Genomic DNA, 22595 nt, shown 5'->3' with positions numbered 1-22595 from the left:
TCGATGCGCCCAACGCCCGAATGGGTGGCTTCCCCGGGCAGTGAACCACCGCCATATTGGCCGACGAATGAGAACATTGCTAGAACCTTTCGCCGGCTGGTTCACCCGCCGTGGCTGGACACCGCGACCGCACCAGCTCGCCTTGCTGAACGCCGCGCGGCGCGGCGAACATGTCCTGCTCCTCGCGCCCACCGGCGGCGGCAAGACGCTGGCGGGGTTCCTGCCCTCCCTCGTCGATCTGGCCCACCACCCGCGCGACGGGCTGCACACCCTCTACATCTCGCCGCTCAAGGCGCTGGCCGTCGACATTGCGCGCAACCTCACGCAGCCCGTCGAGGAGATGGGCCTGCCGATCCGCATCGAGACCCGCACCGGCGACACCCCCGTCAACCGCCGCCAACGGCAGCGCGAGAACCCGCCCAACCTGCTGCTGACGACCCCCGAGAGCCTGACCCTGCTGCTCTCCCTGCCCGACGCGCCGGCGATGTTCGCCGGGCTGTCGGCGATCGTGGTGGATGAGGCGCATGCGCTGGCCGGCACCAAGCGCGGGGACCAACTGGCGCTCTGCATGTCGCGGCTGGCTGTGCTCGCTCCTGGAGCGCGGCGCATCGGCCTGTCCGCGACGGTCGCGCATCCACAGGCGCTGCGGGCCTGGCTGTCTCCGACCGCGCAGGCCGGGGATGTGCGGCTGGTCGAGACGCGCGGGGGCGCGATGCCGGTCTTCGAGTTGCAATTGCCCGAGGGGCATCTGCCCTGGGGCGGGCATATGGGCCTAGCCTCCGCACCCGAGATCTACCGCCGCATCGAGGCGGCACGCGTCACCATCGTCTTCGTCAACACGCGCGCCCAGGCGGAACTGGTCTTCGCCGCGCTCTGGCGGCTGAACGAGGCGGCGCTGGCCATCGCCATGCATCACGGCAGCCTGGAGATCGGCCTGCGCCGCAAGGTCGAGGCCGCGATGGCCGAGGGAAGGCTGCGCGGCGTGGTGGCGACGGCCTCGCTCGATCTCGGCATCGACTGGGGCGATGTGGACCAGGTGATCCAGGTCGGCGCACCCAAGGGCGTCTCGCGCCTGCTGCAACGCGTGGGGCGCGCCAACCACCGCATGGACGAACCCTCCCGCGCCGTGCTGGTGCCGGCCAATCGCTTCGAGGTGGTGGAATGCGTCGCGGCGACCGAGGCGGTGGAAGCTGGCGACCTGGATGGCGAGCCGCCGCGCCCGGGCGGGCTCGACGTGCTGGCGCAGCATGTGCTCGCCATGGCCTGTTCCGCGCCCTTCCGGGAGGAGGATCTCTACGCCGAGGTGACGCGCGCCGGCCCCTATGCCGCGCTGACGCGGCGCGACTTCGACGACGTGGTGCGCTTCGTCGAGGATGGCGGCTATGCGCTGCAGGCCTATGACCGCTTCCGCCGCCTGTTCCGGGATTCGGAAGGGCTGCTGCATGTGCGCGGCAAGCAGGTCGAGCGGCAGCTGCGCATGAACCTCGGCACCATCGTCGAGCAGCCGCTGTTGAAGGTACGGCTGCGCGGCGGCGGCGTGCTGGGGGAGGTCGAGGAGTATTTCGTCGCCACCCTCGAACCCGGCGACTGCTTCCTGTTCGGCGGCCAGGTGCTGCGCTACGAGCGGCTCGATCCCATGGCGGTCGTCGTGTCCCGCGGTGGGGAGGGCGAGCCGCGCGTGCCGGTCTATGGCGGCAGCCGGATGCCGCTGACGACCTATCTCGCCGCCCGCGTGCGCGCCATCCTGCACGACCCCCGCCGCTGGCGGCATTTGCCCGACCCGGTGAAGGAATGGCTGCGGCTGCAGCGGCTGAAATCCGAACTGCCGCCGCGCGACGGGCTGCTGGTCGAGACCTTCCCGCGTGGCGGCAAGTGGTTCCTCGTGGCCTATACCTTCGAGGGGAAGCTCGCCCACCAGACGCTGGGGATGCTGGTGACGAAGCGGATGGAGCGGCTGGGCTTCGCCCCGCTCGGCTATGTCGGGACCGACTACGTCCTGGCGATCTGGTCGGCCTTCGAGCCAACGGGGATTGAATCGCTGTTCGCCGAGGACATCCTCGGCGACGAGATGGAGGAATGGCTCGCCGAATCCTCGATGCTGCGGCGGACCTTCCGCAACATCGCGACCATCGCCGGGCTGATCGAGAAGCACCATCCGGGCCAGGAGAAATCGGGCCGCCAGATGACGATGAATTCGGACCTGATCTACGACGTGCTGCGCCGGCACCAGCCGGACCACATCCTGCTGCGCGCGACGCGCGCCGAGGCGGCGCAGGGGCTGACGGACGTGGCCCGCATCGCCACGCTGCTGGCGCGGGCGAAAGGGCGCATCCGGCACCGCGTGCTGAAGCAGGTCTCGCCGCTGGCCGTCCCGGCACTGATCGAGGAAGGCCGCGAATGGGTGGCCGGCGGGGCGGCGGATACGCTGCTCGCGGAGGCCGCCGCGCTGGTCGAGGAAGCGACCGATGGCACGGAGCATTTCGCCGAGGCGCTCGCCGAGGTGACCGACGGGATCCGCATCCGCGGCAGCGGGATGGACAGCACGGCACGAAGACGCGACGACGATCGAAAGAGCGGTAAGCGGAGCATGGGTCGCTTCACGCGAAGCCTGCCGCGGAATCTACGCCCATGACAGCCGTACCGCCCTGCCTTCGGCCCGGGCCTTGCGCCGCAGGGCTTGAGCTGGCCCGCTGCTGCGGTCACAACCGCGCCACCAGCCCTGCCCCGGCCACACCCCCAACCCTGACCGCGCCCAGCCCGACATGACCGCAGCACCGATCCACATCGCCGGCGAGCGACTGATGCTCGACCCCGCGGGGGTTTTGCACTGGCCTGGGCGGCGCACGCTCTGCGTCGCCGACCTGCACCTGGAAAAGGGCAGCGCCTTCGCCGCCCGCGGCCGGCTGCTGCCCCCCTATGATTCGCGGGAGACCCTGCAACGCCTGTTCCCGCTGCTGCGGCGCTATGGCCCGCGCCGCGTGGTGTTCCTCGGCGATTCCTTCCATGACGATGACGGCACCGCGCGGTTGCCCGAACAGGACCGTGCTGCGCTGATCCAGGCGCTGAGCGGGGTCGAGATCGTCTGGGTCGCGGGCAATCACGACCCCTCCCCGCCGGCGGGCCTGCCGGGCAGCGCGGTGATGGAACTGCGCGACGGCCCCTTCACCTTCCGCCACGTGCCGACGCCGGGCGCCATGGGCGAGGTGGCCGGCCATCTGCATCCCAAGGCGACGGCGCCGACGCGCGCGGGCGGCGTCACGCGTGCCTGCTTCGTCACGGATGCGCGCCGCGTACTGATGCCGGCCTTCGGCGCCTTCACCGGCGGCCTCGATGTCGGGGACATGGCGATCGCCGGGTTGTTCCCGCGTGGTTCGCGCGCCTTCCTGCTCGGGCCCGAGCGGCTCTACAGCTTTCCGCTCGCGCCACGCCGGGGCGGGCCGCGCCGGCCTCCGCCGCCGGAGCCGGAACTGACGATCGGATAGCCCAATCAGGCGTTCCGCCGCTCCCCTGTCGCGAGCCAATGCGCGCAATCTTCGCCGAGTTCGGCCCGCGCCTTGGCTTCGTAGGCGCGGCTGTCCTCGGCCGTCAGCACGTCGCGCCAGCGCCCGTTGGTGCCCTTGTTGATGAAGGTCTCGGCACCGCCATCCCAGAAGACACCGCCAAGCGGCGCGGCCTTGGCTGCATGCGCCTTCATCCAGGCGAAGCTGCAATGCTCGACCATGGCGGGCCAGCGATCCTCCGCGACCGGGATGTCGAGGAAGGCGGCGATGCGGCGCATCTGCCCCGGCAGATCGGCTTTCAGCGCCTCGAAATGCACCAGGAGAAGGTTGGGCAGGTCGCGGATCGCCCACCAGGAGCGGACGTTCTCCCAGAACGGCCAGAAGGGGTGCCCGTCCCGCGCCATCCATTCGAGGAAATAATCGCGCACGGATGCCGGCGGCAGCGCGATCGGCGGGCCGACCCGACCGGGTGACTCGTTCAGCACCTCGTACCAAAGGGCATTCGCGTTGGCGTGGTGGTTGTGCATGCTCCAGACCACGTCGCGCCCGTCCCGAGCGACGTAGATGTACTTGGCCATCGGCGAGTAGACGAGTGCATCGACCGGAAGATGTGTCTTGAGAAAGCGCCGGCCCTGCTGCGCATCGATCGCGGCGATCTTCTCCGCCTTGGGCGGCACGCGCAGATCGACCCAGGGCGAAGCGGAGGCGACGTCGATGTCGGGATCCCCGCCAGACAGCAATTGGCTGACGATTTGCTGCGTCCAGGTCGTGCCCGACTTCGCATAGGTCGCGACGACGATGTCGGTGTCGCGAATGGCAAGGTCGTTCCACACCGTCGAATCGAAATGGTGATTGTGGAACTCGCGCACCTTGCGCGGCCAGGCGATTGCCTGCCGTGTCATGTCCGTTTCCTTTCGAGAGGAGGATCCCGGCAGTGCCGCGGATCAGTAGAAGACCGAGGGGAACCAACTGCCGCGCGGCGCCTGGTAGCGACCGAGCGCCATCAGGGTGAGCGGCTGGGCCGCACGCATCCCCGCCGCGAGCAGGGTGCGGAACAAGCCCGCCTGGCGCGTGGGCAGGAGCATGGAAAGTGCGGTGCCCTTGGCCGCCGCACCGCCGAGCAGCGCGAACATGTCGGTCTCGGTCTCCGCGAGACCGTGATTGGCGATCCAGAATCCCGGCGCCGTCAGGTAGCCGGTGATACGCCCGCGATGCTCGACGACCAGCGGCGCGAAATGCGCAAGCGCCTGGCGCAGATCCGCCGCCCGCCCAATGCCATGCACCTCGACGCAGAGCGCGGTGCAGTCGGGAATGTCAGCCTCGGTCATGGGCCGCACGGCGCGTCCGGCGTCGGGCAGGCCCTGCGGGGCGCCCTGCATCTGCACCGCCGGCTCCTTCACCTCGAAGCCGAGGGAGGCGTAGAGGCTGAGCGAGCGCATATGGTAGCCCGCCTGCAGAAGACGCACGCCCGCGGCGCCTTCGGCACGCTCAAGCACGGCCTGCATCAGTCGCCGGCCGACGCCTCGATCCTGGTGGCCCGGGGCGACGGTGATCGGGCCGACGCCGCGGATGGCGTCGCCCTCGGTCAGGAAGTTGGAGCCGATGACGCGCCCCGCGTGATCCTCCGCCACCACGCCGAAGATGTCGGGGGCGGCGATGAGGGCGCTCGCGAGACCGGCCGCCTGCTCCACCGACTGGAAGTCGGGCGGGAAGCCATGCGCGCCGGCGATCGCGGCGAAGGCGTCATGGATGATGCGGCCGCAGGCCGCAGCGTCATCCGCCTGCGGCGGGCGGAGATGAAGCGCTGCGGCAGTGTTCGAGACGCCGTGGCGCATCGCGTGGTCGGGCATGGTGATGATCCTCGCAGGTCTCGCGCCGCTGGCCTGGCGCGGGACGGAGGATCGCGCCGGCCCGCTGGGCTCGGGCGGCACCATGACGAGGATGACCCGTGGTGGCCATCACCGGAGCTTGCTGATCCTTTCCGGAACTTTCCGCCCCTGTGACGCGGATCACGCCGTGAGGTAGCGCTCCGCCGCGTTGCCGAGCACCTGGCAGCACAGGGCGAGGTCGTCCTCCTTCGTATCCTCCGCCCAATGGTGGCTGATGCCGCCGATGGACGGCGTGAACAACATCGCCGCGGGCATGCGCTTGGCAATGTACTGCGCATCGTGACCGGCGCCGGAGGGCATCCGCGTCCAGGCACCCGCCGCTTCCTGCTGCGCCGCGGCCTCGAGCGCGGCCATCATCGCCGGATCGCAGATTGCTGGCGTGGCGCGGGACTTCTGCGTCAGCGTGGCGGGGCATTTCTCCCGCCGGTTGCTCTCCTGCACGAGCGACCGCAGCGTCGCCTCCATGCGCTCCAGCACCGGGATCGAGACATCGCGGAACTGGAACAGCACCTCGGCCGAACCCGGGATGATCGACGGCGCCCCGGGTTCGAGGCTGATGCGCCCGGTCGTCCAGGTCGAGCGCTCCCCGCAGACGCGCGGGAATTCCGCATCGATGGCCGCGAGCAGCCGCACGGCGGACAGGCCGGCATCCTTGCGCTCGGCCATGGTGGTACCGCCGGCGTGATCCTGCTGGCCTTCGAAGCGGATCAGCCACTGCCAGATGGCGACGATGCCGGTGACGACGCCGACGCGCAGGCCCTGCGATTCCAGGTTGGTGCCCTGTTCGATGTGCATCTCGAAGAAGCCCTTGTGGCGGCCGGGTTCGAGCTGCATCCGCGGCTTGCCGGCAAGGCCCGCCGCGGCGAGCGCCTCACGCAGCGGCTGCCCGTCATTGCGGCTCCGGGAGCGGTCGATCTCCTCCTCGCCGAGTTCCCCGATGATGGACCGCGACCCGAGGAAGCCGCCTTCGAAATGCCCTTCCTCATCGGCGAAGGCGCAGACATCGACGGGCAAGCCCGCGCGCGCCAGCGCCACGCCGGCGACGACGCCGAGCGCGCCATCGAGCCAGCCCGCCTGGTTCTGGCTTTCGATATGGCTGCCCACCAGCAGATGCGGCCCCGGCCCCTTGTGGCGGCCATAGACATTGCCGATGCCATCGATCGACGCCTCGAGCCCGCATTCGGCCAGCCGTTCCATCAGCCAGCGCCGGCTTTCCATGTCCTGCGGCGAGTAGGTCGGCCGATGCACGCCGGTCTTGTAGGCGCCGATCTTACGGAGGTCGTTGAGGTCGCGCAGGAAGCGATCGGTATCGATCCGGGGCATGGGCAGGGTCCTTCTTTACCCGCCATGCTGCGGCGCAAAATCACGCGCGGCAAGGCGGCGGTTAACCGCCAGGCAAGGTTGATGCGCTTTCGTGGTGGGGTCGCAAACCGCAGCGATCCTGTCGGAGGCCGAAAATGACAGCCCTCGCACACCCCCACCAACAGCCCGAGGACCTGTCCTCGGTCGCGCTGCTCGAATCCGCGAAGGGTACGGAACTGCACCTGCGCGGCCAGTCCGGCACGCTGTTGCGCGTGCCGCTCGGCGATGCGGACCATCTGCGCGGGCTGACCGCTCTCGCGATGATGGCCGGCGCGCTCGGCAAGCTGGCCGGCGGCAGGGCCTGATATCGGGGTATCGCGCTGCTTCCACCTGACGGCTACGCTGACCGCCAGCCTGCGCCACAAGCAGGCGGGAGGAAGCGCATGAACCGATGCCTTGCCGCGATTGCCGCGGTGATGACGTTGTTTGCCTGGCCGGCGGTCGCCCAGGTGCAGATGGTGGTGAATTTCGCCGCCGGCGGGCCGACCGACCTCGTCGGCCGCATGATGCAGAACGAGATGTCCGCCGCACTCGGACAGGCCCTGGTGGTGCGCAATGTCGCCGGTGCCGGCGGCACGATCGGCACGGCCGAAGCGGCACGCGCCCGGCCCGATGGACAGGCCATCCTGCTCTCGCCAGTCGGGCCGATGGCGATCCAGCCGCATTTCCGCCCTGGGCTGTCCTACGGGCTGCAGAATTTCGCGGCGATCTGCCAGGTGGCCGACAGCCCCGTGGTGATGATGACGCCCAAGACCTCCGGCCTGCGGACGGTCGCGGACGTCGTTACGCGCGCGCGGGCCGAGGGCGAGGGTTTCCCCTTCGCCTCCACCGGCGCGGGCAGCATCCCGCATATCTCCAACGTTGCCCTGATGCGCCTGGCAGGGATCACGATGAACCATGTCCCCTATCGCGGCTCGGGCGAGGTCATGCTCGCCTTCCAGCAGGGGCAGGTGCAGCTCTTCACCGACCAGACGCTGCTGATCCGCCAATACGACCTGCACCCGATCGCCTTCCTGACCGAGGCGCGCAATCCGGAATTCCCGCAGGTGCCGACCATGCGCGAGCAAGGCTACGACCTCGTCTACACGATCTGGACCGGGCTCTACGCGCCGGCCGGCACGCCGGAACCGATCATGGCGCGGCTCGAAGCCGCCTGCGAACGCACCATGCGCCACGCCGACGTCGTGGCCGGCATGGCCCGTGTCGCGCAGCCCATCCTGTATCGGAACCGCGCGGATTTCGCAGCGTTCTCGCAAAGCGAGAGCGAGAAGTTCCGCGCACTGATCGCAGCAGCGGGGTTGCGTTCGGCTGAGTAGGTAGCACGCAAGGAGGGCGCTGCCCTCCCTGCACCCTCCCGCCAGGTGGCAGTGCCACCTGGACCGCCGGGATTAGGCCGCAGGCAAAGGGTCGGTGCCCTTGATCTCGAGGGCTTCGAGGACGCGCGAGACACAGTTGTAGCCGGCGATCGTCACGGTCAGTTCCACCAATTCGCGCGGCGGGAACAGGGCGCGAACGGCCGACGCGACATCGTCGGGCACATGCACCTGCCGCGTCATCGCGTCGCAATAGGCCAGCGCCGCACGCTCCGTCGCGTCGAATACCGTCGCACCTTCCCAGGCCGGCAGGGCGTCAAGTTGCGCCTGGGTCATGCCCTCGGCCAGCGCGATCGGCGCATGCGCATCCCATTCGTAGGACGCGCCATTCATCGCGGCGATCCGGCAGATCACCATCTCCCGCAGCCGGCCCGACAGCGTGGACTTCCAGCGCACCGCGTCGAACATGGTGATCCAGCCCTGCGCGACCGGCGGGGCGTGCAGCAGCATCCGGTGCAGGTGCCCGATCTTCTTGCGCGAGGCACGGATCGTGTCCGCTGCCTCGCGCAGATGGGGTTGCGCGGGATCGGCATAGGGAATGCGGGCCATCGGTTCGTTCCTCCGTCGCGCCGAGTGTGGCGCGCGACAGGCAACCCGTGAAGTCAGGCAGGACGGCGGCGCAGCAGGTATCGCTGCCGGCCATCCATCACCAGCTCGCCCTTCTGGTTGTGCACCGTGCTCCGCAGGCCGATCACGCCGGTCGTGCGCTGCGGCGTCACCTCATCCACCTCCAGCGCGGCATACAGCGTGTCGCCGACGAAGACCGGATGCAGGAAGCGGGAGGACTGGTCGAGGAAGCCCTTCAGCGATTCCTCGACCAGATGCGGGAACATCCCCGCCCCTGCCGCGGTCTGGATCACCACCTGGAAGCCATGCGCCAGCATGTGCGGCATGCCTCGCGCGCGGCAGTATTCCGCGTCGTAATGCACCGGGTGGTTGTCGCCGGATGCCGCCTGGAAGGCGAGGAAGATCGCCTCCGTCATGGTGCGGCTCGGCAGGACGAAGCGCTCGCCGAGGGTGAAATCCTCAAACCAACGTTGCGTGGGGACCATGCGATGGGCGGCGGGATCGAAAGCGGTCATGCCCCCAGGTAGCCGAGTTCGCGATCCCGCGCGACATTCGCCGCATCGCGCGCCGCCGGATCGCCGAAGCCGCCGCCGCCCGAGGTCTCCAACCGCACGACGTCGCCCTTCAGCAGCCGCACCGCATCCGACTTCGGCGCGATCGGGGTCGCGACGCCGTCGCGGACGCGCAACAGGCGTCCCAGGCTGCCCGGCTGCCCGCCGGCAAGGCCATAGGGCGGGAAGCGGAAGCGATCCATGTTCGCGGTGAACACGCCGGCAGGGCTGTCCAGCCGCCATTCCCGTACCAGCCCCAGCCCGCCACGATGCTGCCCGGCTCCGCCCGAACCGGGCACCAGCCCGTAGTGGGTGATGGTCAGCGGCATCTGGCTCTCGATCATCTCGACCGGGATGTTGGAGTTGTTGTGCATGCCGAAGGACCAGGCGTTCACACCGTCCTTGGCCGGGCTCGCCCCGGTGCCGCCGATCTCGATCTCGACCAGCACCTCTCGCCCGCCGTCCTCGGCCTCGGTCTGGAAGGTCGCGACATAGGACCCGCCGTAGTAGGCGGCCGGCATGCGGTCCGGCAGCGCCTGGTGCAGGCAGCCGAACATCACATTCGCTAGGCGGTGCGACACGGCGACCCGATGCGCGACCGAGGCCGGCGCGCGGCACGACGTGACGCTGCCCTCGCGATGGATGATGCGCACCGGCCGGTAGCAACCGGCATTGGCCGGCATCGCGCCATCCGTCGCGGCGATGATCGCGTAGTAGACCGCGCAGTTCGACATGGCAGGCGTGCAGTTGATCGGGCCGCGCTGCTGGTCAGCGCAGCCGGTCAGGTCCACCTCGATCGTGTCCCCCGCCACGGTCAGCACGGCGTGCAGCCGCACCGGATCGCCGGTCACGCCGTCATCGTCCAAGAAATCCTCGAACTCGTAGCGGCCATCCGGCATGGCGCGGATCGCCGCCCGCATCGCCGTCTCGCTCATGTCGAGGATGCGCCCGGTTGCCTCGATCAGTGCCGCCGCGCCGTAGCGCGTGGCGAGCCGCTTGATCGACGCCGCGCCGACCTCAAGGCTCGCGAGTTGCGATTGCAGGTCGCCCAGCATCAGCCCGGGCTTGCGGACGTTCTGGCCGATCATCGCCCAGATCGCCTGGTTGAGCACGCCCTTCTCGATGAGCTTCAGCGGTGGGATGCGCAGGCCTTCCTGGAACACTTCGGTCGCCGTGGCGGCATAGGAGCCCGGCGCCATCCCGCCCATGTCGATGTGGTGGCAAAGCGTGCCGACATAGGCGATGCGCTTGCCGTCATGTTCCACCGGCTTGAAGGCCAGCACGTCGTTCAGGTGCTGCCCGCCGCAATAGGGGTCGTTGGCGATGACGACATCGCCTTCGTCCCAGTCCGCCGCATCGACGAAGCGGTCGAGCAGCGTGCGCAGCGCCGCACCCATGGAATTCAGGTGCTGCGGGATGCGTGCCGATTGCGCGACGTTGTTGCCCTCGGCATCGAAGACCGCCGTCGAGTAGTCGAGCAGTTCGCGCACGGTGGTCGAGCGGCTGGTGCGCCAGATGGTGATGTCCATCTCGGCCGCGGCGGCGGTCAGCGCGTTGCGGATGACCTCGATCTCGATGGGTCCGAGCATCACGCCGCCTCCTTCTTCGCGATCAGCGTCCCGGCGGCGCCGAGCCGCGCCGTCCAGCCGCGCGCGATCCAATGGGTCGCGAAGGCTTCCTCGACCACGGCGGGGCCTTCGATGGTGTCGGTGGCGCGCAGCGCGTCGCGGTCCCACACCGGCACGTCACGCCAGTCGCCGCCTTCGAAGACGCGGCGCGCGCCCTTGCGCGCGGGCCGGTCGGCCGGCGGCGGATCGCCGGGTTCGGGCTTGTCGAGCAGCCCCGTCGCGATGGCACGCAGCGTGACGATCTCCACCGCCTCCTCGGGATTGGCATAGGAGAAGCGCTGGCGGTGGGTGGCGTGGAAGGCCTCGACCAGCGCGGCGAGATCGGCTTCGCCCGGTGTGGCGATCTCGCCCCAGGGGATCAGCAGTTCGAAGGCCTGGCCATGATAGCGCATGTCCGCCGCGATGATGATGCGCCGCCGCTCCGGCGCGATGCCGTCCTCGGCGAGGCGCGCATCGGCATCGGCGCGCAGGGCAGCCACCGCGGCGCCGATCTGCGGCAGTTGCGCCGGAACCGCGCGCAGCAGCCGCGTGCGCGCGATGTCCTGCGTCAGGTCGGAGAACAGGATGCCATAGGCCGACAGCGTCCCCGGCTCGCGCGGGAAAGCCACTTCCGCCATGCCAAGTTCGCCCGCTACCTCGGTCGCATGCAGCCCGCCGGCGCCGCCGAAGGACAGCAGGCAGAAATCGCGCGGATCGAGCCCCTTCTCGAACAACGACAGGCGGATCGCCGCGCCGAGATTGGCGTTGGTCACGGTCAGCACGCCCTCGGCCGCCTGTTCCACGCCAAGGCCGAGCGGCGCGCCGACCTTCGCCTCAAGTGCGGCGCGCGTACCCGGCATGTCGAGCTTCATCATGCCGCCGAGGAAGAAGTCCGGATCCAGCCGCCCGAGCGCGAGATTGGCATCCGTCACGGTCGGCTCGGCCCCGCCGCGGCCATAGGCCACCGGCCCCGGCCGCGCGCCGGCGCTGCGTGGCCCGACGGTCAACCGCCCACCCGCATCCACCGCGGCGATGGAACCGCCGCCCGCGCCGATGGTGCGCATCTCGACCATCGGCAGGCGCACCGGCAGCCGGTCGATCTCGCCCTGGGTGATGACCGACACGCGCCCGCCCTGCACCACCGACACGTCGTAGGATGTGCCGCCCATATCCACCGCGACCAGGTTCGGCCGCGCCAGCAGGGCCGCGAGCCGGCCCGCCGCGAGCGTGCCGCCCGAAGGCCCCGACAGCAGCAGCCGTGCGGGCTGTTCCGCCGCCATGCGCAGGCTGCACACACCGCCATTGGATTGCACCAGGAAGACCAGCGGGTGGAAGCCGCCCTCGCCGAGCCGCGCTTCCAGCCGATCGAGATAGGCCTTCACCACCGGCACCAGCAGCGCGTTCAGCACGGTGGTCGATGTGCGTTCGTATTCGCGGATCTCGGGCGAGATCTCCGACGACAGCGACACCGGCAGATCGGGACGTGCGGCGCGCAGGAGTTCGGCAAGTCGCTGTTCATGCGCCGGATTGGCATAGGCGTGCAGCAGCGACACGGCGACGCATTCGGCCCCGAGGGCCGCGATGCGCTTGACCAGCGCCGGGATCGCCGTTTCATCGAGCGGCAGTTCGGCGCTACCGTCGGCGCGCATGCGCTCCGGCACGCCGAGCCGCCGGTCGCGCGGGATCAGCGTCGGGAAGGGTTCCGGCGTAAGGCCATAGATGTCGCGCCGGACGTGACGGTTGATTTCGAGCACATCCTCGAAGCCCGCGGTGGTCAGCAGCACGCCCTTGGCAAGCTTCCGCTCCAACACCGCATTGGTCGCGATGGTAGTGCCGTGCAGCAGCAGCCCGACATCGACCAGCGCGAAGCCGAAGCGTTCCGCGGCTTCGGTGACACCGCGCAGCAAGCCGATGGACGGGTCCTCCGGCGTGGTCGGCGTCTTCCAGGCCTGCGCGATGCCGTGCCGGGCGTCGAGGACCTGAAGGTCGGTGAAGGTGCCGCCGATATCGACGGCGATGCGCACAGGGCGCGCGGTGTCGGTGAGTGTCACGCGGAATGTCCCGGAATTGGTCAGTTCATGACGGCGGGCAGCCACAGCGCCAACCCGGGAAAGACCATCAGAATGGCCACCGCCAGCAGGTAGACGCCGAGGAAGGGCATGACGCCCACGAAGACATCAGTGATTGGGCCAGGTTTGCTGCGCATGCCCTGCAGCACGTACATCACCGTCCCGTCGGGCGGGCTGATCTGGGCAATCTCCACCAGCATGGTGACGATCACGCCGAACCAGATCGGGTCGTAGCCAAGGGCCACCACCACCGGGAACACCACCGGCACCGTGGTGATGATCATGGAGAAACCCTCCATGAAGGTGCCGAGCGCGACATAGAGCGCGATGATGCAGAGCATGATGCCCCAGGGCGGGATCGGCAGCCCGGCGATCAGCGCGGCAAGCGCCTGCGGCACGTTGATGGTGGTCAGGATGTAGTTGAGCAGATAGGCGCCGAACAGGATCAGCCCGAGCAGCGCCGTGTTGCGGGCCGTCGCCTCGGCCGAGGCGTTCAGCATGCGGAAGTTCAGCCGCCCCTCCAAGGCCGCGAAGCCCGCCGCCCCCACCACGCCGAGTGCCGCCGCTTCGGTCGGCGTTGCCAATCCGCCATAGATCGAGCCGAGCACCAGCAGGATCAGCATCATGGTCGGCAGCAGGTCGACCAGCGCGCGCAGCTTCTCGGCCATCGGCAGCGGCGGCGGCCGGTCCATCGGGTTGCGCAGGCCATGCGCGAGGATGACGAGGATGAAGAGGCCCGTCACCAGGATCGAGGGCAGCAACGCGGCGATGTAGAGCGCCCCCACCGATGTCTCGGTGATCAGCCCGTAGATGATGAAGGTGATCCCGGGAGGGATCAGGTTGCCCAGCGCCCCGCCGGCGGCAAGCGAACCCAGCACCATTCGCTGGCTGTACTTGGTGTCCTGGAAATAGGGCAGCGCCACCGAGCCCATCGTCGCGGCCGTCGCGACCGAGGAACCGGAGATCGCCGAGAACACCGCGCAGGAGACGATGTTGGTGTGCAGCAGCCCGCCCGGCATCCGGTTCAGCCAGACATTCAGGGCGCGGTACAGCCGGTCCGACAGCCCGGCGCGCAGCAGGATTTCCCCCATCAGCAGGAATAACGGCACCGCCACCAGTACGAAGTTGGAGGACGGCGCCCACAGCGTCTGGCCGAGGAAGGTCCACCAGGGCCGGTCGGAGAACAGGAATCCCGTCAGCACGCCGAGCGCGCCGAGCACGGCCGCGATATAGACGCCGGAGCCGAAGAAGATGACGAAGACACCGGTCAGCATCAGGATCTCGGCGACCGGCAGGGCCTGGCCGGTCGTCGCCGCGGCGAAGACGGTGACGCCGAGCAGCGCCAGCAAGAAGACGATCGCGATCAACGGTGTTCACCCTCATGCGCCATGGCGACGGCTTCGAGCGCCTCCTCGGTCTCGTCCTCCAGCGTGCGTGACCCGAGTAGGCCGTCGAGCGCGCCCCCCTGCCCCGCCAGCAGCGCCAGCACGGATTCCAGCAGCAGCACGACGCAGGCGATCGCGAAGGTCGTGATGCCGAAGGCCCAGATGCCCTGCGGCCACACCATCTCGATGCGCAGGGCCGAATTGTCATGCGCGTTGAACAATTCGCTCTCCGCCACGAGGTCCCACGCCGCCCAGACGATCAGCACCGCCAGAACCGTCAGCAGCGCGAGCGAGAAGATATGCAACGGCGCGCGCAGCCGCACCGGCAGGCGGTTCACGAAGACATCGACGCGGATATGCGCCCGGCGGAACAGCGTATGCGCCAACGCCCAGGCGATGCCCCCCGCCAGGGTGTAGCCCGTGACTTCCACCGTCGCCTGGGAGGAAAAGCCGAAGAAGGCGCGCGCCACGATGTCGAAGGTCATGAACAGCGCGCAGACGAAATAGGCCCAGCCCGCGACATGGGCCATGACCGCCGCCGCCGCGGCGACCGCGCGCCGCAGCGCGCGGACCGCCACGAGCGGCGCTGGCGAGGCGCCGGCCGCGCCGCTCACCCGCCGAAACGCACGCCGGAAATCGGCGCGATCACCTCATTGTAGACTTCGCCACAGCGCGCGCCGCAGCGGCGCACCCAGCCGGGCAGCACCACTTCGCGGAAGATGCGGCGCGCCTCCGCGCGGTCGGCGTCGCTCGGGGCCACCTCGGTCATCGGCCGCGGCGCGACGGTGTGGATGCGGCATTCGGCGGCGCGACCGATGTTGCAGTCGATGCCGTCGCGCGTCGCCGCCTCGCCAAGCGCCCATTGCGCGTCCGACACTTCCTTCATCGTCGCTTCCAGGAAGGTGCGGACCTGCGGGTCGAGTCGGTTCCACCAGGCGAGGTTCACCATGTAGCCCGCCACCGCCCAGGACACCGGCAGGGCCGAGATATGCGTGGTCACTTCCGGCCAGCGTGCCGCCGCACCCGACCCGCTGCCGGTGATGGCGCAATCCACCACGCCGCGTTCCAGCGCCGAATAGACCTCCGGGAAGCCGATGCTGACCGGCTGCGCGCCGAGGGCGGTGAAGAAATCGACCAGCGAGTTGCCGAAGGTGCGAATGCGACGGCCGCGCAGGTCCGCCAGGCTGCTGAACGGCGCCCGGCAGAACACCACCTGCGCCGGGAAGGGGTAGAGTGCCACCAGCCGCACCCCGAAGCGTTCGAGGTCTCGGTTGGCTGCCGGGATGATCGCCTCGGCGATGCGCTTCGCATCGCTGATGTCGGGCGCGAGGCCCGCGAGGTCCACGCCATCCAGGATCGGCACGTCGCCCGACAGGGTCGTCAGCGTGCCGGCGCCGATCTCCACCTGGCCTGACCGGACCAGGCGCACGATCTCATTGCCGGCGAGACTGCGTTCGGCATGGGTGGCCAGCGTGACCTGGACCCGCCCGCCGCTGCGTTGGCCGGTGGCATCGCGCAGGATCGGCTGGTCGACGCGCGTATACTGCGGCTGGGTCGGCAGGGGCTGGGTGACGGCGACGACGCGCACCGGCGGCCCGGCCGGCAGGCTCGGGGCCTGGGCATGGGCGGTCACCGACATCATCGCTGCGCCGACCATTCCGGCGAATACATGTCGCAGCATAGAAACCTCCTGCTTTGGGCCGGTGGGTCCAGCCTTCGTGATACTCGACCATGCAGCGGAATATCCGTCGAGGGGCGCCCGGGAAGCCATCTTCGCGGCCTGGCCGTTGGCTGCTGCCGGTCACGGCATGGCCTGCCCATGCGGGTGGCACCTCGGTGCGCCGTTCGCTGCATTTTCGGATCGTTTTGCATTAGGATCGCCGGACGTCCGGACCAGCGAGGAGAATTTCGCATGCACGGCCTGCTGATGCTGGCTCTCGCCCTTGCAGCCCCGTCCGATCGCCCGCTGCAACCGATCCAGGCCACGACGGCGTTCGACGGCACCTGGTCCGGTACCGGCACGCTGACGCAGCGGCGCGGCCGGGGCACCGCCTGCGGAGCGGACACGATGGATCGCCGCTTCACCATCCAGGGCGGCCAGATCAATTTCGACTACGACACCCGTTCCGGCGTCAGATTCAACGGCCCGATACAGGCCAATGGCAGTTTCGACGTCGCCAGCGGCGCCAATCGCTGGCAGGGCCAGGTGAGCGGGTCGGAAATGACCGCCACCTATACCGGCCCACAATGTATCCGCACTTTCCAGATGCACCGCCGGCGCAACTGAGCCCGGCCGGTTGCGCCCAGAGGCGGCGCGGGCTACCGCGCCGCCTGTGACCGCCCCCCTCCGCACCGCCGATTTCAACTTCGACCTGCCCGATGAGCTGATCGCACAGTCCCCCGCGCGCCCCCGCGACGCGGCGCGGATGCTGGTGGTCGGGTCGCAAGGCATGACGGATGCCGGGGTGCGCGACCTGGCCGGCCTGCTGCGCCCCGGCGACATCATGGTGGTGAACGACACCAGCGTGATCCCCGCCCGCCTGCACGCAAGGCGCGGCCAGGCGCGGATCGAGGTCATGCTGAACCGCGCCGAGGGCGGCGGCGTCTGGCATGCGCTGATCCGCAATGCCCGGCGCCTGCGCGCCGGCGACGTCATCGCCATCGAGGGCGCGGAAGCCTGCGCCGCGACGGTGGTCGGCGCACCCGAAGGCGGTGCGGCGCTGCTCGATTTCGGGCCCGACCAGGCGGCCCTGGCCTCCGCGCTGGAAGCCGCCGGCGAGATCCCCCTGCCCCCCTATATCGACCGTCCGGACGGGCCTCGCCCGGAGGATACCGCCGACTACCAGACCATCTTCGCCCGCCAGCCCGGCGCCGTCGCGGCCCCCACCGCCAGCCTGCACTTCACGGAGGAGGTCCTGGCGGCGCTGTCCGCACGAGGCGTGGCGCGCGCGACGGTCACGCTGCATGTCGGCGCGGGGACCTTCCTGCCCCTGCGCGGTGACGACCCGCGCGCGCATCGCCTGCACGCCGAATGGGGCGAGGTCAGCGCCGAGGCGGCATCCGCCATCAACGCCGCACGGGCGAACGGCGGACGCATCGTCGCCATCGGCACCACCGCGCTGCGCTTGCTGGAAAGCGCGGCGGACGAGGCCGGCCGGCTGCATCCCTTCCGTGGCCTGACCGACATCTTCCTGCTGCCGGGCCATCGCTTCCGCACCGCCGATCTGCTGATGACGAACTTCCACCTGCCCAAGAGCACGCTGTTCATGCTGGTCTGCGCCTTCGCCGGCACCGACAGGATGAAGGCCGCCTATGCGCACGCCGTGGCGCGGGGCTACCGCTTCTACTCCTATGGCGATGCGACACTGCTGGAGCGCGCGGCATGACCCTGCATTGGACCAAGGCCGCCACCGACGGCGCCGCCCGCGCCGGCACGCTGCACACGGCGCATGGGGAGGTACCGACCCCCGTCTTCATGCCCGTCGGCACGGCCGGCACCGTGAAGGCGATGACGGCCGATGCCGTGCGCGCGACCGGCGCGCGCATGGTGCTCGGCAATACCTATCACCTCATGCTGCGGCCGGGGGCGGAACGCGTCGCGCGGCTCGGCGGGCTGCACCGGATGATGGATTGGCACGGTCCGATCCTGACGGATTCCGGCGGCTTCCAGGTCATGTCCTTGTCCGGCCTGCGCAAGATGGACGAGCAGGGCGTGACCTTCCAGAGCCACATCGACGGATCGAAGCATCGCCTGACACCCGAACGCAGCGTCGAGATCCAGCATCTGCTGGGTGCCGACGTGACCATGTGCCTCGATGAATGCACGCCCTTTCCGGCGACGGAGACGCAGGCGGCGGAGTCCATGCGGCTGTCGATGCGCTGGGCGGCGCGCTGCCGTGCGGCTTTCGTCGAACGCGAAGGCCATGGATTGTTCGGCATCGTGCAGGGCAGCACCTATCCGGGCTTGCGAGCGGAAAGCGTGGATGCGCTGACCGGCATCGGCTTCGAGGGCTATGCCGTGGGCGGCCTCGCAGTCGGTGAGGGCCAGGAGATGATGTTCTCCGTGCTCGACACCACCATGCCGCTTCTGCCGTCCGGGAAGGCGCGCTACCTGATGGGTGTGGGCACGCCGTCGGATCTCGTGGGCGCGGTGGCCCGCGGCATCGACATGTTCGACTGCGTGATGCCGACGCGGTCGGGGCGCACCGGTCGTGCCTATACAAGCCGCGGCATGCTGAACATGCGCAATGCGCGGCATGCCGATGACGGCGGCTCCATCGATCCGGACTGCAACTGCCCGGCCTGCACGCGGCATTCGCGTGCCTATATCCATCACCTGTTCAAGGCAGGGGAGATGCTCGGGCCGATGCTGCTGACCTGGCACAACATCCAGTATTACCAGGACCTGATGGCGGAGTTGCGCCGCGCCATCCTCGCGGGGAACTTCACGGAGACCGCAGCGCGGCTCGAAGCCGGCTGGCGCAACGGCGAGCAGGAGAAGGCGGCATGAGCAGCGCCCCCGACCACGACTATTCCGGCCTGACGCAGCTCGGCCAGCCCACGCGCCTGCCGACAAACCCGGAGGAAGCGCTGCTCGAGCGCGTGCCCGCGCCGCATCAGTCGCTCCGGTACTGCGTGCGCTTCACCGCGCCGGAATTCACCTCGCTCTGCCCGCTGACGGGACAGCCGGATTTCGCGCATCTGGTGATCGACTACGTGCCCGGCCAATGGATCGTCGAGAGCAAGTCGCTCAAGAACTACCTCGCTTCCTTCCGCAATCACGGCGCCTTCCACGAGGCCTGCACGCTCGACATCGCGCAGCGGCTGGTCGGCCTGCTGGCGCCGGCCTGGCTGCGTATCGGCGGGTATTGGTATCCGCGCGGCGGCATCCCGATCGACGTGTTCTGGCAGTCGGGCGATGCGCCGCAGGGCGTGTGGATCCCGCCGCAGGATGTGCAGCCCTATCGCGGGCGCGGCTGAGAGGCCGTACGATCAGATCTCCGCGTAGATCTCGATCACATTGCCATCCGGGTCGCGAAAGAAGATCGTCCGGTGGCCGAATGCATGGTCGGTCGGCGGCGAGACGAGCGCCACGCCCTGCGCTTCCAGTTCCGCCACGCAGGCCGCGACCATCGGCGGCGGCACGCGGAAGGCCAGTTGGACGGACAACGCGCCCTTTGCGGGCGGCGGGTCGTCGAAGCGCCCGCCATGCGTCGTCAGCGCCAGGATGGTGGCGCCGATGCGATATTCGAACCAGCGCTCGCTAAGTTGCCGTTCGAGCGCGAACCCCATCACTTCCCCGTAGAAGTGCCGCATCGCCGCGAGGTCGCGTGCGAAGATCACGGTGTAGTCGATCTGGCGGATATGGCTCAGGGCGCGCATGAGGCCAGTCTCGCGCGGCGGGTACGGAAGGGCCAGACCGCGCGGCGCGACTGCGCTATGAAGCGGACTTCGACCATGGACCCTCGCCCCGCCATCCAGTCCCAGGCCCTTGCCCTCGGCTTCGACACCGTGGGCTTCGCCCGCGCCCATCTCGCCCCCGAGGTGCGCGCGCGCCTGTTGCATTTCCTCGCCGAGGGCCGGCACGGGTCGATGGGCTGGATGGCGGACCGCGCAGAGCAGCGCGCCCATCCCCAGGCACTGTGGCCCGAGGCCGTCTCGGTTGTCGTGCTCGGCCAGAATTACGGCCCCGCTTCGGACCCGCTGGAAACCCTGGCGCAGCGGGACCGCGCGACGGTCAGCGTCTATGCCCGCAACCGTGACTACCATGACCTCGTTAAGAAGCGGCTGAAGGCGCTCGGCCGCTGGATGGCAGAGACCTGGCCGGGCGCCGGCATCAAGGTCTTCGTGGACACCGCCCCGGTCGCCGAGAAGCCGCTCGCCCAGGCCGCTGGGCTCGGTTGGCAGGGCAAGCACACCAACCTCGTCTCGCGTGGCTTGGGGTCGTGGCTATTCCTCGGCGAGGTCTTCACCACCCTTGATCTCGGCGCCGATGCGGCGGAGGTCGATCATTGCGGGTCGTGCCGCGCCTGCCTCGATGCCTGCCCGACCGCGGCCTTCCCCGCGCCGTATCAATTGGATGCGCGGCGCTGCATCTCCTACCTGACCATCGAGCATCGCGGGCCGATCGACCCCGAACTTCGCCCGCTGATGGGCAACCGCATCTATGGCTGCGACGACTGCCTGGCCGTCTGCCCGTGGAACAAGTTCGCGCGGGCGCATGCCGAACCGGCCTTCGCGCCGCGGGATGCGCTGCGCGCGCCGCTGCTCGCCGAATTCGCCGCGCTGGACGATGCCGGCTTCCGCGCGCTGTTCTCCGGCAGCCCGATCAAGCGCATCGGGCGCGACCGCTTCGTGCGGAACGTGTTGGTGGCGATCGGCAATTCGGCCGATGCTGCGCTGCGCCCCGTCGCGCAGACGCTCGCGGATGACCCCGACCCGGTGGTCGCGGAGGCCGCGCGCTGGGCGGCGGTCAGGCTGGAGGAGGCCGGATGAGGGACGACGCAGCCCTGGTGCTGTTCAGCGGCGGGCAGGATTCCGCCACCTGCCTCGCCTGGGCGCTGGACCGTTTCCGCCATGTCGAGACACTCGGCATCGACTACGGCCAGCGGCACCGGGTGGAACTCGATTGTCGCGCCGCCTTCCGCGCCGCCATCCCCGGCATCGAGCCCGACTGGGCGGCGCGGCTCGGCCCCGATCACACGCTGCGGCTCGATGCGCTTGGGGAGGTCTCCGACACTGCCCTGACGCGGGATGCCGAGATCCGCATGGGCGAGGACGGCCTGCCCAACACCTTCGTCCCCGGCCGCAACCTGCTGTTCCTGACCTTTGCCGCGGCGCTCGCCTATCGGCGCGGCATCCGACGCATCGTCGGCGGCATGTGCGAGACGGATTACTCCGGCTACCCGGATTGCCGCGACGACACGATCAAAGCGTTGCAGGTCGCGCTCAACCTCGGCATGGAGCGCCGTTTCGTTCTGGAAGCGCCGCTGATGTGGCTATCCAAGGGCGACACCTGGCGGCTGGCGGAACGGCTTGGCGGCGAGGGGCTGGTCTCGGCGGTGGTCGCGCATACCCATTCCTGCTACCTGGGCGACCGAACCCACCGTCACCCCTGGGGCTTCGGCTGCGGCACCTGCCCGGCCTGCGAATTGCGCGCCAAGGGCTGGCAGGATTTCGTGGCGGAGAGACTATGACCCTGACCCCGCGCGCCGAGGGTGTGCTCGCCCTGATCGGCTTCGGCCTGTGCATTCCTGCTGCGAACTGGCTGATCGGCCATGCCGGGACCGTCTGCGTGCCGAACGGGCCCTGCCTGGTGCCAGTGGCTCCGGGGCTGATGGCGCCGTCGGGCGTGCTGATGATCGGCCTCGCGCTGGTGCTGCGGGACCTGGTGCAGCGGCGGCTCGGCCTCGGTTTCGCGGCCGGCGCGGTGCTGGCTGGCGCAGCGCTGTCGGCCTTCCTCGCGCCGCCGTCACTGGTGCTGGCCTCGGCGGTCGCCTTCCTGCTCAGCGAATTCGCCGACCTCGCCGTCTACACGCCGCTGCAGAAGCGCGGGCTGGTGCTCGCCGTGGCGGCGAGCGGCGCGGTCGGGCTGCTGGTGGATTCCGTCGCCTTCCTCTGGCTCGCCTTCGGCAGCCTGGATTTCCTGGCCGGCCAAGTCGTCGGCAAGGCCTGGATGATGCTGATCGCCCTGCCCTTCGTGCATCTGCTCCGCCGGCGCGATGCGCGGCTCGGCATCCAGCCGGCCTGACCATTGACCAACCCGGCCTGACGCCCTTCAGGTTGCGCATGCCCCAAAGGATGCATCGAGCATGACCAACCTTCCCATCCCCTCCGCCGACGCTGCGACCCGGGCCGAGATCATCGATTGGCTCGAGCGCTTCTTCGTCTGCGTGCGCGAGGTGGATTTCAAGAGCGCCTACTCCTTCTGGCACGACGACATCGTCATCTTCGGCACCTATCAGGAGTTGGTGCGTAGCCGTCAGACCTGGACCGACACGCAGTGGTCGAATGTCTGGCCGCGCACCAAGGACTTCACCCTCGACGCCGCGAATACCGAGGTGCTGCTGTCCGGCGACGGGTCCATGGCGGTGGCGATCCTGCCCTGGACCAGCACGGGGTGGCATCAGGACGGCACGGAATTTCCCCGCCCCGGCCGGGCGACCATCGTGCTGCAGAAGCAGCCGGATGGGCGCTGGCTCGGCGTGCACAGCCACATGTCGCTCGGCCGCGGCGTGCCACAGGACAGCCACGGCAAGCGGCCGATCAAGGCGCGGTAAGGTTCGGGCGCCG

General features: G+C 69.4%; 23 protein-coding genes. 12 read left to right on the top strand and 11 right to left on the bottom strand.

The genetic code is table 11. The features are described 5' to 3' along the window. Nucleotides 1-67: 67 nt before the first annotated feature. Both AC2YHJ_RS03700 and pdeM read left to right on the top strand, forming a co-directional pair. Nucleotides 68-2632 (top strand): ligase-associated DNA damage response DEXH box helicase, encoded by a 2565-nt coding sequence (locus AC2YHJ_RS03700; protein WP_487394039.1) that lies wholly within the window; start codon nt 68-70, stop codon nt 2630-2632. A 130-nt stretch (nt 2633-2762) separates the two neighbouring features. Continuing rightward, nucleotides 2763-3482, top strand: coding sequence for a ligase-associated DNA damage response endonuclease PdeM (gene pdeM, locus AC2YHJ_RS03695; protein WP_487394038.1), 720 nt, complete (start codon nt 2763-2765; stop codon nt 3480-3482). Nucleotides 3483-3487: 5 nt separating this feature from the next. Here the strand turns inward: pdeM and AC2YHJ_RS03690 are convergent, their stop codons facing one another. The 3 genes from AC2YHJ_RS03690 to AC2YHJ_RS03680 form a co-directional block, all read right to left on the bottom strand. After that, nucleotides 3488-4402: a sulfotransferase domain-containing protein gene (locus tag AC2YHJ_RS03690; RefSeq protein ID WP_487394037.1), complete on the bottom strand. Its 915-nt coding sequence runs from the start codon at nt 4400-4402 to the stop codon at nt 3488-3490. Nucleotides 4403-4444: 42 nt separating this feature from the next. Continuing rightward, nucleotides 4445-5350: a GNAT family N-acetyltransferase gene (locus AC2YHJ_RS03685; RefSeq protein ID WP_487394036.1), complete on the bottom strand. Its 906-nt coding sequence runs from the start codon at nt 5348-5350 to the stop codon at nt 4445-4447. 159 nt (nt 5351-5509) lie between these two features. Further along, nucleotides 5510-6712, bottom strand: coding sequence for a hydantoinase/carbamoylase family amidase (locus tag AC2YHJ_RS03680; protein WP_487394035.1), 1203 nt, complete (start codon nt 6710-6712; stop codon nt 5510-5512). Between the two features lie 134 nt (nt 6713-6846). Between AC2YHJ_RS03680 and AC2YHJ_RS03675 the strand changes: the two genes are divergently transcribed. Next, nucleotides 6847-7056, top strand: coding sequence for a hypothetical protein (locus AC2YHJ_RS03675; protein WP_487394034.1), 210 nt, complete (start codon nt 6847-6849; stop codon nt 7054-7056). Nucleotides 7057-7134: 78 nt separating this feature from the next. Next, on the top strand, nt 7135-8067 hold the full coding sequence (locus AC2YHJ_RS03670; RefSeq protein WP_487394033.1) for a Bug family tripartite tricarboxylate transporter substrate binding protein: 933 nt from the start codon (nt 7135-7137) through the stop codon (nt 8065-8067). 72 nt (nt 8068-8139) lie between these two features. Here the strand turns inward: AC2YHJ_RS03670 and AC2YHJ_RS03665 are convergent, their stop codons facing one another. The 7 genes from AC2YHJ_RS03665 to AC2YHJ_RS03635 are packed head-to-tail and all read right to left on the bottom strand — an operon-like array spanning nt 8140 to nt 15984. Next, nucleotides 8140-8673 carry a carboxymuconolactone decarboxylase family protein gene (locus AC2YHJ_RS03665; protein ID WP_487394032.1) on the bottom strand — a complete coding sequence of 178 codons (534 nt, stop codon included), beginning with the start codon at nt 8671-8673 and terminating at the stop codon, nt 8140-8142. A gap of 53 nt (nt 8674-8726) precedes the next feature. Beyond that, entirely contained in the window at nt 8727-9206 is a 480-nt protein-coding gene (locus AC2YHJ_RS03660; RefSeq protein ID WP_487394031.1) for a MaoC family dehydratase, read from the bottom strand. Further along, complete coding sequence (locus tag AC2YHJ_RS03655; RefSeq protein WP_487394030.1) at nt 9203-10831, bottom strand: hydantoinase B/oxoprolinase family protein; 1629 nt, start codon at nt 10829-10831, stop codon at nt 9203-9205. Before AC2YHJ_RS03655 ends, AC2YHJ_RS03660 begins: the two co-directional genes overlap by 4 nt. Beyond that, nucleotides 10831-12900 (bottom strand): hydantoinase/oxoprolinase family protein, encoded by a 2070-nt coding sequence (locus tag AC2YHJ_RS03650; RefSeq protein WP_487394029.1) that lies wholly within the window; start codon nt 12898-12900, stop codon nt 10831-10833. The genes AC2YHJ_RS03655 and AC2YHJ_RS03650 overlap by 1 nt, the downstream gene beginning before the upstream one ends. 20 nt (nt 12901-12920) lie before the next feature. Next, nucleotides 12921-14285, bottom strand: coding sequence for a TRAP transporter large permease (locus tag AC2YHJ_RS03645; RefSeq protein WP_487394027.1), 1365 nt, complete (start codon nt 14283-14285; stop codon nt 12921-12923). Beyond that, nucleotides 14282-14917, bottom strand: coding sequence for a TRAP transporter small permease subunit (locus AC2YHJ_RS03640; RefSeq protein ID WP_487394026.1), 636 nt, complete (start codon nt 14915-14917; stop codon nt 14282-14284). Before AC2YHJ_RS03640 ends, AC2YHJ_RS03645 begins: the two co-directional genes overlap by 4 nt. Then, nucleotides 14914-15984 (bottom strand): TRAP transporter substrate-binding protein, encoded by a 1071-nt coding sequence (locus AC2YHJ_RS03635; RefSeq protein WP_487394025.1) that lies wholly within the window; start codon nt 15982-15984, stop codon nt 14914-14916. The genes AC2YHJ_RS03640 and AC2YHJ_RS03635 overlap by 4 nt, the downstream gene beginning before the upstream one ends. A gap of 231 nt (nt 15985-16215) precedes the next feature. Between AC2YHJ_RS03635 and AC2YHJ_RS03630 the strand changes: the two genes are divergently transcribed. From AC2YHJ_RS03630 to queF, 4 genes are read left to right on the top strand one after another with little or no spacing between them, the layout of a single operon-like run. Further along, nucleotides 16216-16590 carry a hypothetical protein gene (locus AC2YHJ_RS03630; RefSeq protein WP_487394023.1) on the top strand — a complete coding sequence of 125 codons (375 nt, stop codon included), beginning with the start codon at nt 16216-16218 and terminating at the stop codon, nt 16588-16590. A gap of 46 nt (nt 16591-16636) precedes the next feature. Then, nucleotides 16637-17689 (top strand): tRNA preQ1(34) S-adenosylmethionine ribosyltransferase-isomerase QueA, encoded by a 1053-nt coding sequence (gene queA / locus AC2YHJ_RS03625; RefSeq protein WP_487394021.1) that lies wholly within the window; start codon nt 16637-16639, stop codon nt 17687-17689. Continuing rightward, the gene (gene tgt / locus AC2YHJ_RS03620; protein WP_487394020.1) at nt 17686-18813 is read left to right on the top strand and encodes a tRNA guanosine(34) transglycosylase Tgt; all 1128 of its coding nucleotides are present in this window, start codon (nt 17686-17688) and stop codon (nt 18811-18813) included. Before queA ends, tgt begins: the two co-directional genes overlap by 4 nt. Next, on the top strand, nt 18810-19283 hold the full coding sequence (gene queF / locus AC2YHJ_RS03615) for a preQ(1) synthase (RefSeq protein ID WP_487394018.1): 474 nt from the start codon (nt 18810-18812) through the stop codon (nt 19281-19283). Before tgt ends, queF begins: the two co-directional genes overlap by 4 nt. A gap of 12 nt (nt 19284-19295) precedes the next feature. Here the strand turns inward: queF and AC2YHJ_RS03610 are convergent, their stop codons facing one another. After that, nucleotides 19296-19685, bottom strand: a complete 390-nt coding sequence (locus AC2YHJ_RS03610; protein ID WP_487394017.1) for a VOC family protein — start codon at nt 19683-19685, stop codon at nt 19296-19298. A 75-nt stretch (nt 19686-19760) separates the two neighbouring features. On the opposite strand from AC2YHJ_RS03610, the gene queG reads away from it, so the two are divergent. The 4 genes from queG (at nt 19761) to AC2YHJ_RS03590 (ending at nt 22582) form a co-directional block, all read left to right on the top strand. Beyond that, a complete protein-coding gene (gene queG, locus AC2YHJ_RS03605) occupies nt 19761-20798 on the top strand; it encodes a tRNA epoxyqueuosine(34) reductase QueG (protein ID WP_487394016.1) in 1038 nt (345 codons plus the stop codon). Then, complete coding sequence (gene queC, locus AC2YHJ_RS03600) at nt 20795-21499, top strand: 7-cyano-7-deazaguanine synthase QueC (RefSeq protein WP_487394015.1); 705 nt, start codon at nt 20795-20797, stop codon at nt 21497-21499. The genes queG and queC overlap by 4 nt, the downstream gene beginning before the upstream one ends. Next, nucleotides 21496-22053 (top strand): VUT family protein, encoded by a 558-nt coding sequence (locus tag AC2YHJ_RS03595; RefSeq protein ID WP_487394013.1) that lies wholly within the window; start codon nt 21496-21498, stop codon nt 22051-22053. Before queC ends, AC2YHJ_RS03595 begins: the two co-directional genes overlap by 4 nt. 61 nt (nt 22054-22114) lie before the next feature. After that, the gene (locus AC2YHJ_RS03590; RefSeq protein ID WP_487394012.1) at nt 22115-22582 is read left to right on the top strand and encodes a YybH family protein; all 468 of its coding nucleotides are present in this window, start codon (nt 22115-22117) and stop codon (nt 22580-22582) included. Nucleotides 22583-22595: the final 13 nt, after the last annotated feature.

It is taken from the genome of Roseomonas sp. SRI_022, from assembly GCF_057586215.1.
This window is presented reverse-complemented; position numbering and strand designations above follow the sequence as displayed.

What these genes read in the sequence shown, in the direction of transcription:
- AC2YHJ_RS03700 (WP_487394039.1), top strand. Translation starts at nt 68, where the DNA reads ATGAGAACATTGCTAGAACCTTTCGCCGGCTGGTTCACCCGCCGTGGC.
- AC2YHJ_RS03665 (WP_487394032.1), bottom strand. Translation starts at nt 8,673, where the DNA reads ATGGCCCGCATTCCCTATGCCGATCCCGCGCAACCCCATCTGCGCGAG.
- AC2YHJ_RS03685 (WP_487394036.1), bottom strand. Translation starts at nt 5,350, where the DNA reads ATGCCCGACCACGCGATGCGCCACGGCGTCTCGAACACTGCCGCAGCG.
- AC2YHJ_RS03635 (WP_487394025.1), bottom strand. Translation starts at nt 15,984, where the DNA reads ATGCTGCGACATGTATTCGCCGGAATGGTCGGCGCAGCGATGATGTCG.
- AC2YHJ_RS03690 (WP_487394037.1), bottom strand. Translation starts at nt 4,402, where the DNA reads ATGACACGGCAGGCAATCGCCTGGCCGCGCAAGGTGCGCGAGTTCCAC.
- AC2YHJ_RS03655 (WP_487394030.1), bottom strand. Translation starts at nt 10,831, where the DNA reads ATGCTCGGACCCATCGAGATCGAGGTCATCCGCAACGCGCTGACCGCC.
- pdeM (WP_487394038.1), top strand. Translation starts at nt 2,763, where the DNA reads ATGACCGCAGCACCGATCCACATCGCCGGCGAGCGACTGATGCTCGAC.
- queG (WP_487394016.1), top strand. Translation starts at nt 19,761, where the DNA reads ATGGACCCTCGCCCCGCCATCCAGTCCCAGGCCCTTGCCCTCGGCTTC.
- queF (WP_487394018.1), top strand. Translation starts at nt 18,810, where the DNA reads ATGAGCAGCGCCCCCGACCACGACTATTCCGGCCTGACGCAGCTCGGC.
- AC2YHJ_RS03630 (WP_487394023.1), top strand. Translation starts at nt 16,216, where the DNA reads ATGCACGGCCTGCTGATGCTGGCTCTCGCCCTTGCAGCCCCGTCCGAT.
- tgt (WP_487394020.1), top strand. Translation starts at nt 17,686, where the DNA reads ATGACCCTGCATTGGACCAAGGCCGCCACCGACGGCGCCGCCCGCGCC.
- AC2YHJ_RS03675 (WP_487394034.1), top strand. Translation starts at nt 6,847, where the DNA reads ATGACAGCCCTCGCACACCCCCACCAACAGCCCGAGGACCTGTCCTCG.
- AC2YHJ_RS03670 (WP_487394033.1), top strand. Translation starts at nt 7,135, where the DNA reads ATGAACCGATGCCTTGCCGCGATTGCCGCGGTGATGACGTTGTTTGCC.
- AC2YHJ_RS03660 (WP_487394031.1), bottom strand. Translation starts at nt 9,206, where the DNA reads ATGACCGCTTTCGATCCCGCCGCCCATCGCATGGTCCCCACGCAACGT.
- AC2YHJ_RS03595 (WP_487394013.1), top strand. Translation starts at nt 21,496, where the DNA reads ATGACCCTGACCCCGCGCGCCGAGGGTGTGCTCGCCCTGATCGGCTTC.
- AC2YHJ_RS03590 (WP_487394012.1), top strand. Translation starts at nt 22,115, where the DNA reads ATGACCAACCTTCCCATCCCCTCCGCCGACGCTGCGACCCGGGCCGAG.
- AC2YHJ_RS03680 (WP_487394035.1), bottom strand. Translation starts at nt 6,712, where the DNA reads ATGCCCCGGATCGATACCGATCGCTTCCTGCGCGACCTCAACGACCTC.
- queC (WP_487394015.1), top strand. Translation starts at nt 20,795, where the DNA reads ATGAGGGACGACGCAGCCCTGGTGCTGTTCAGCGGCGGGCAGGATTCC.
- AC2YHJ_RS03610 (WP_487394017.1), bottom strand. Translation starts at nt 19,685, where the DNA reads ATGCGCGCCCTGAGCCATATCCGCCAGATCGACTACACCGTGATCTTC.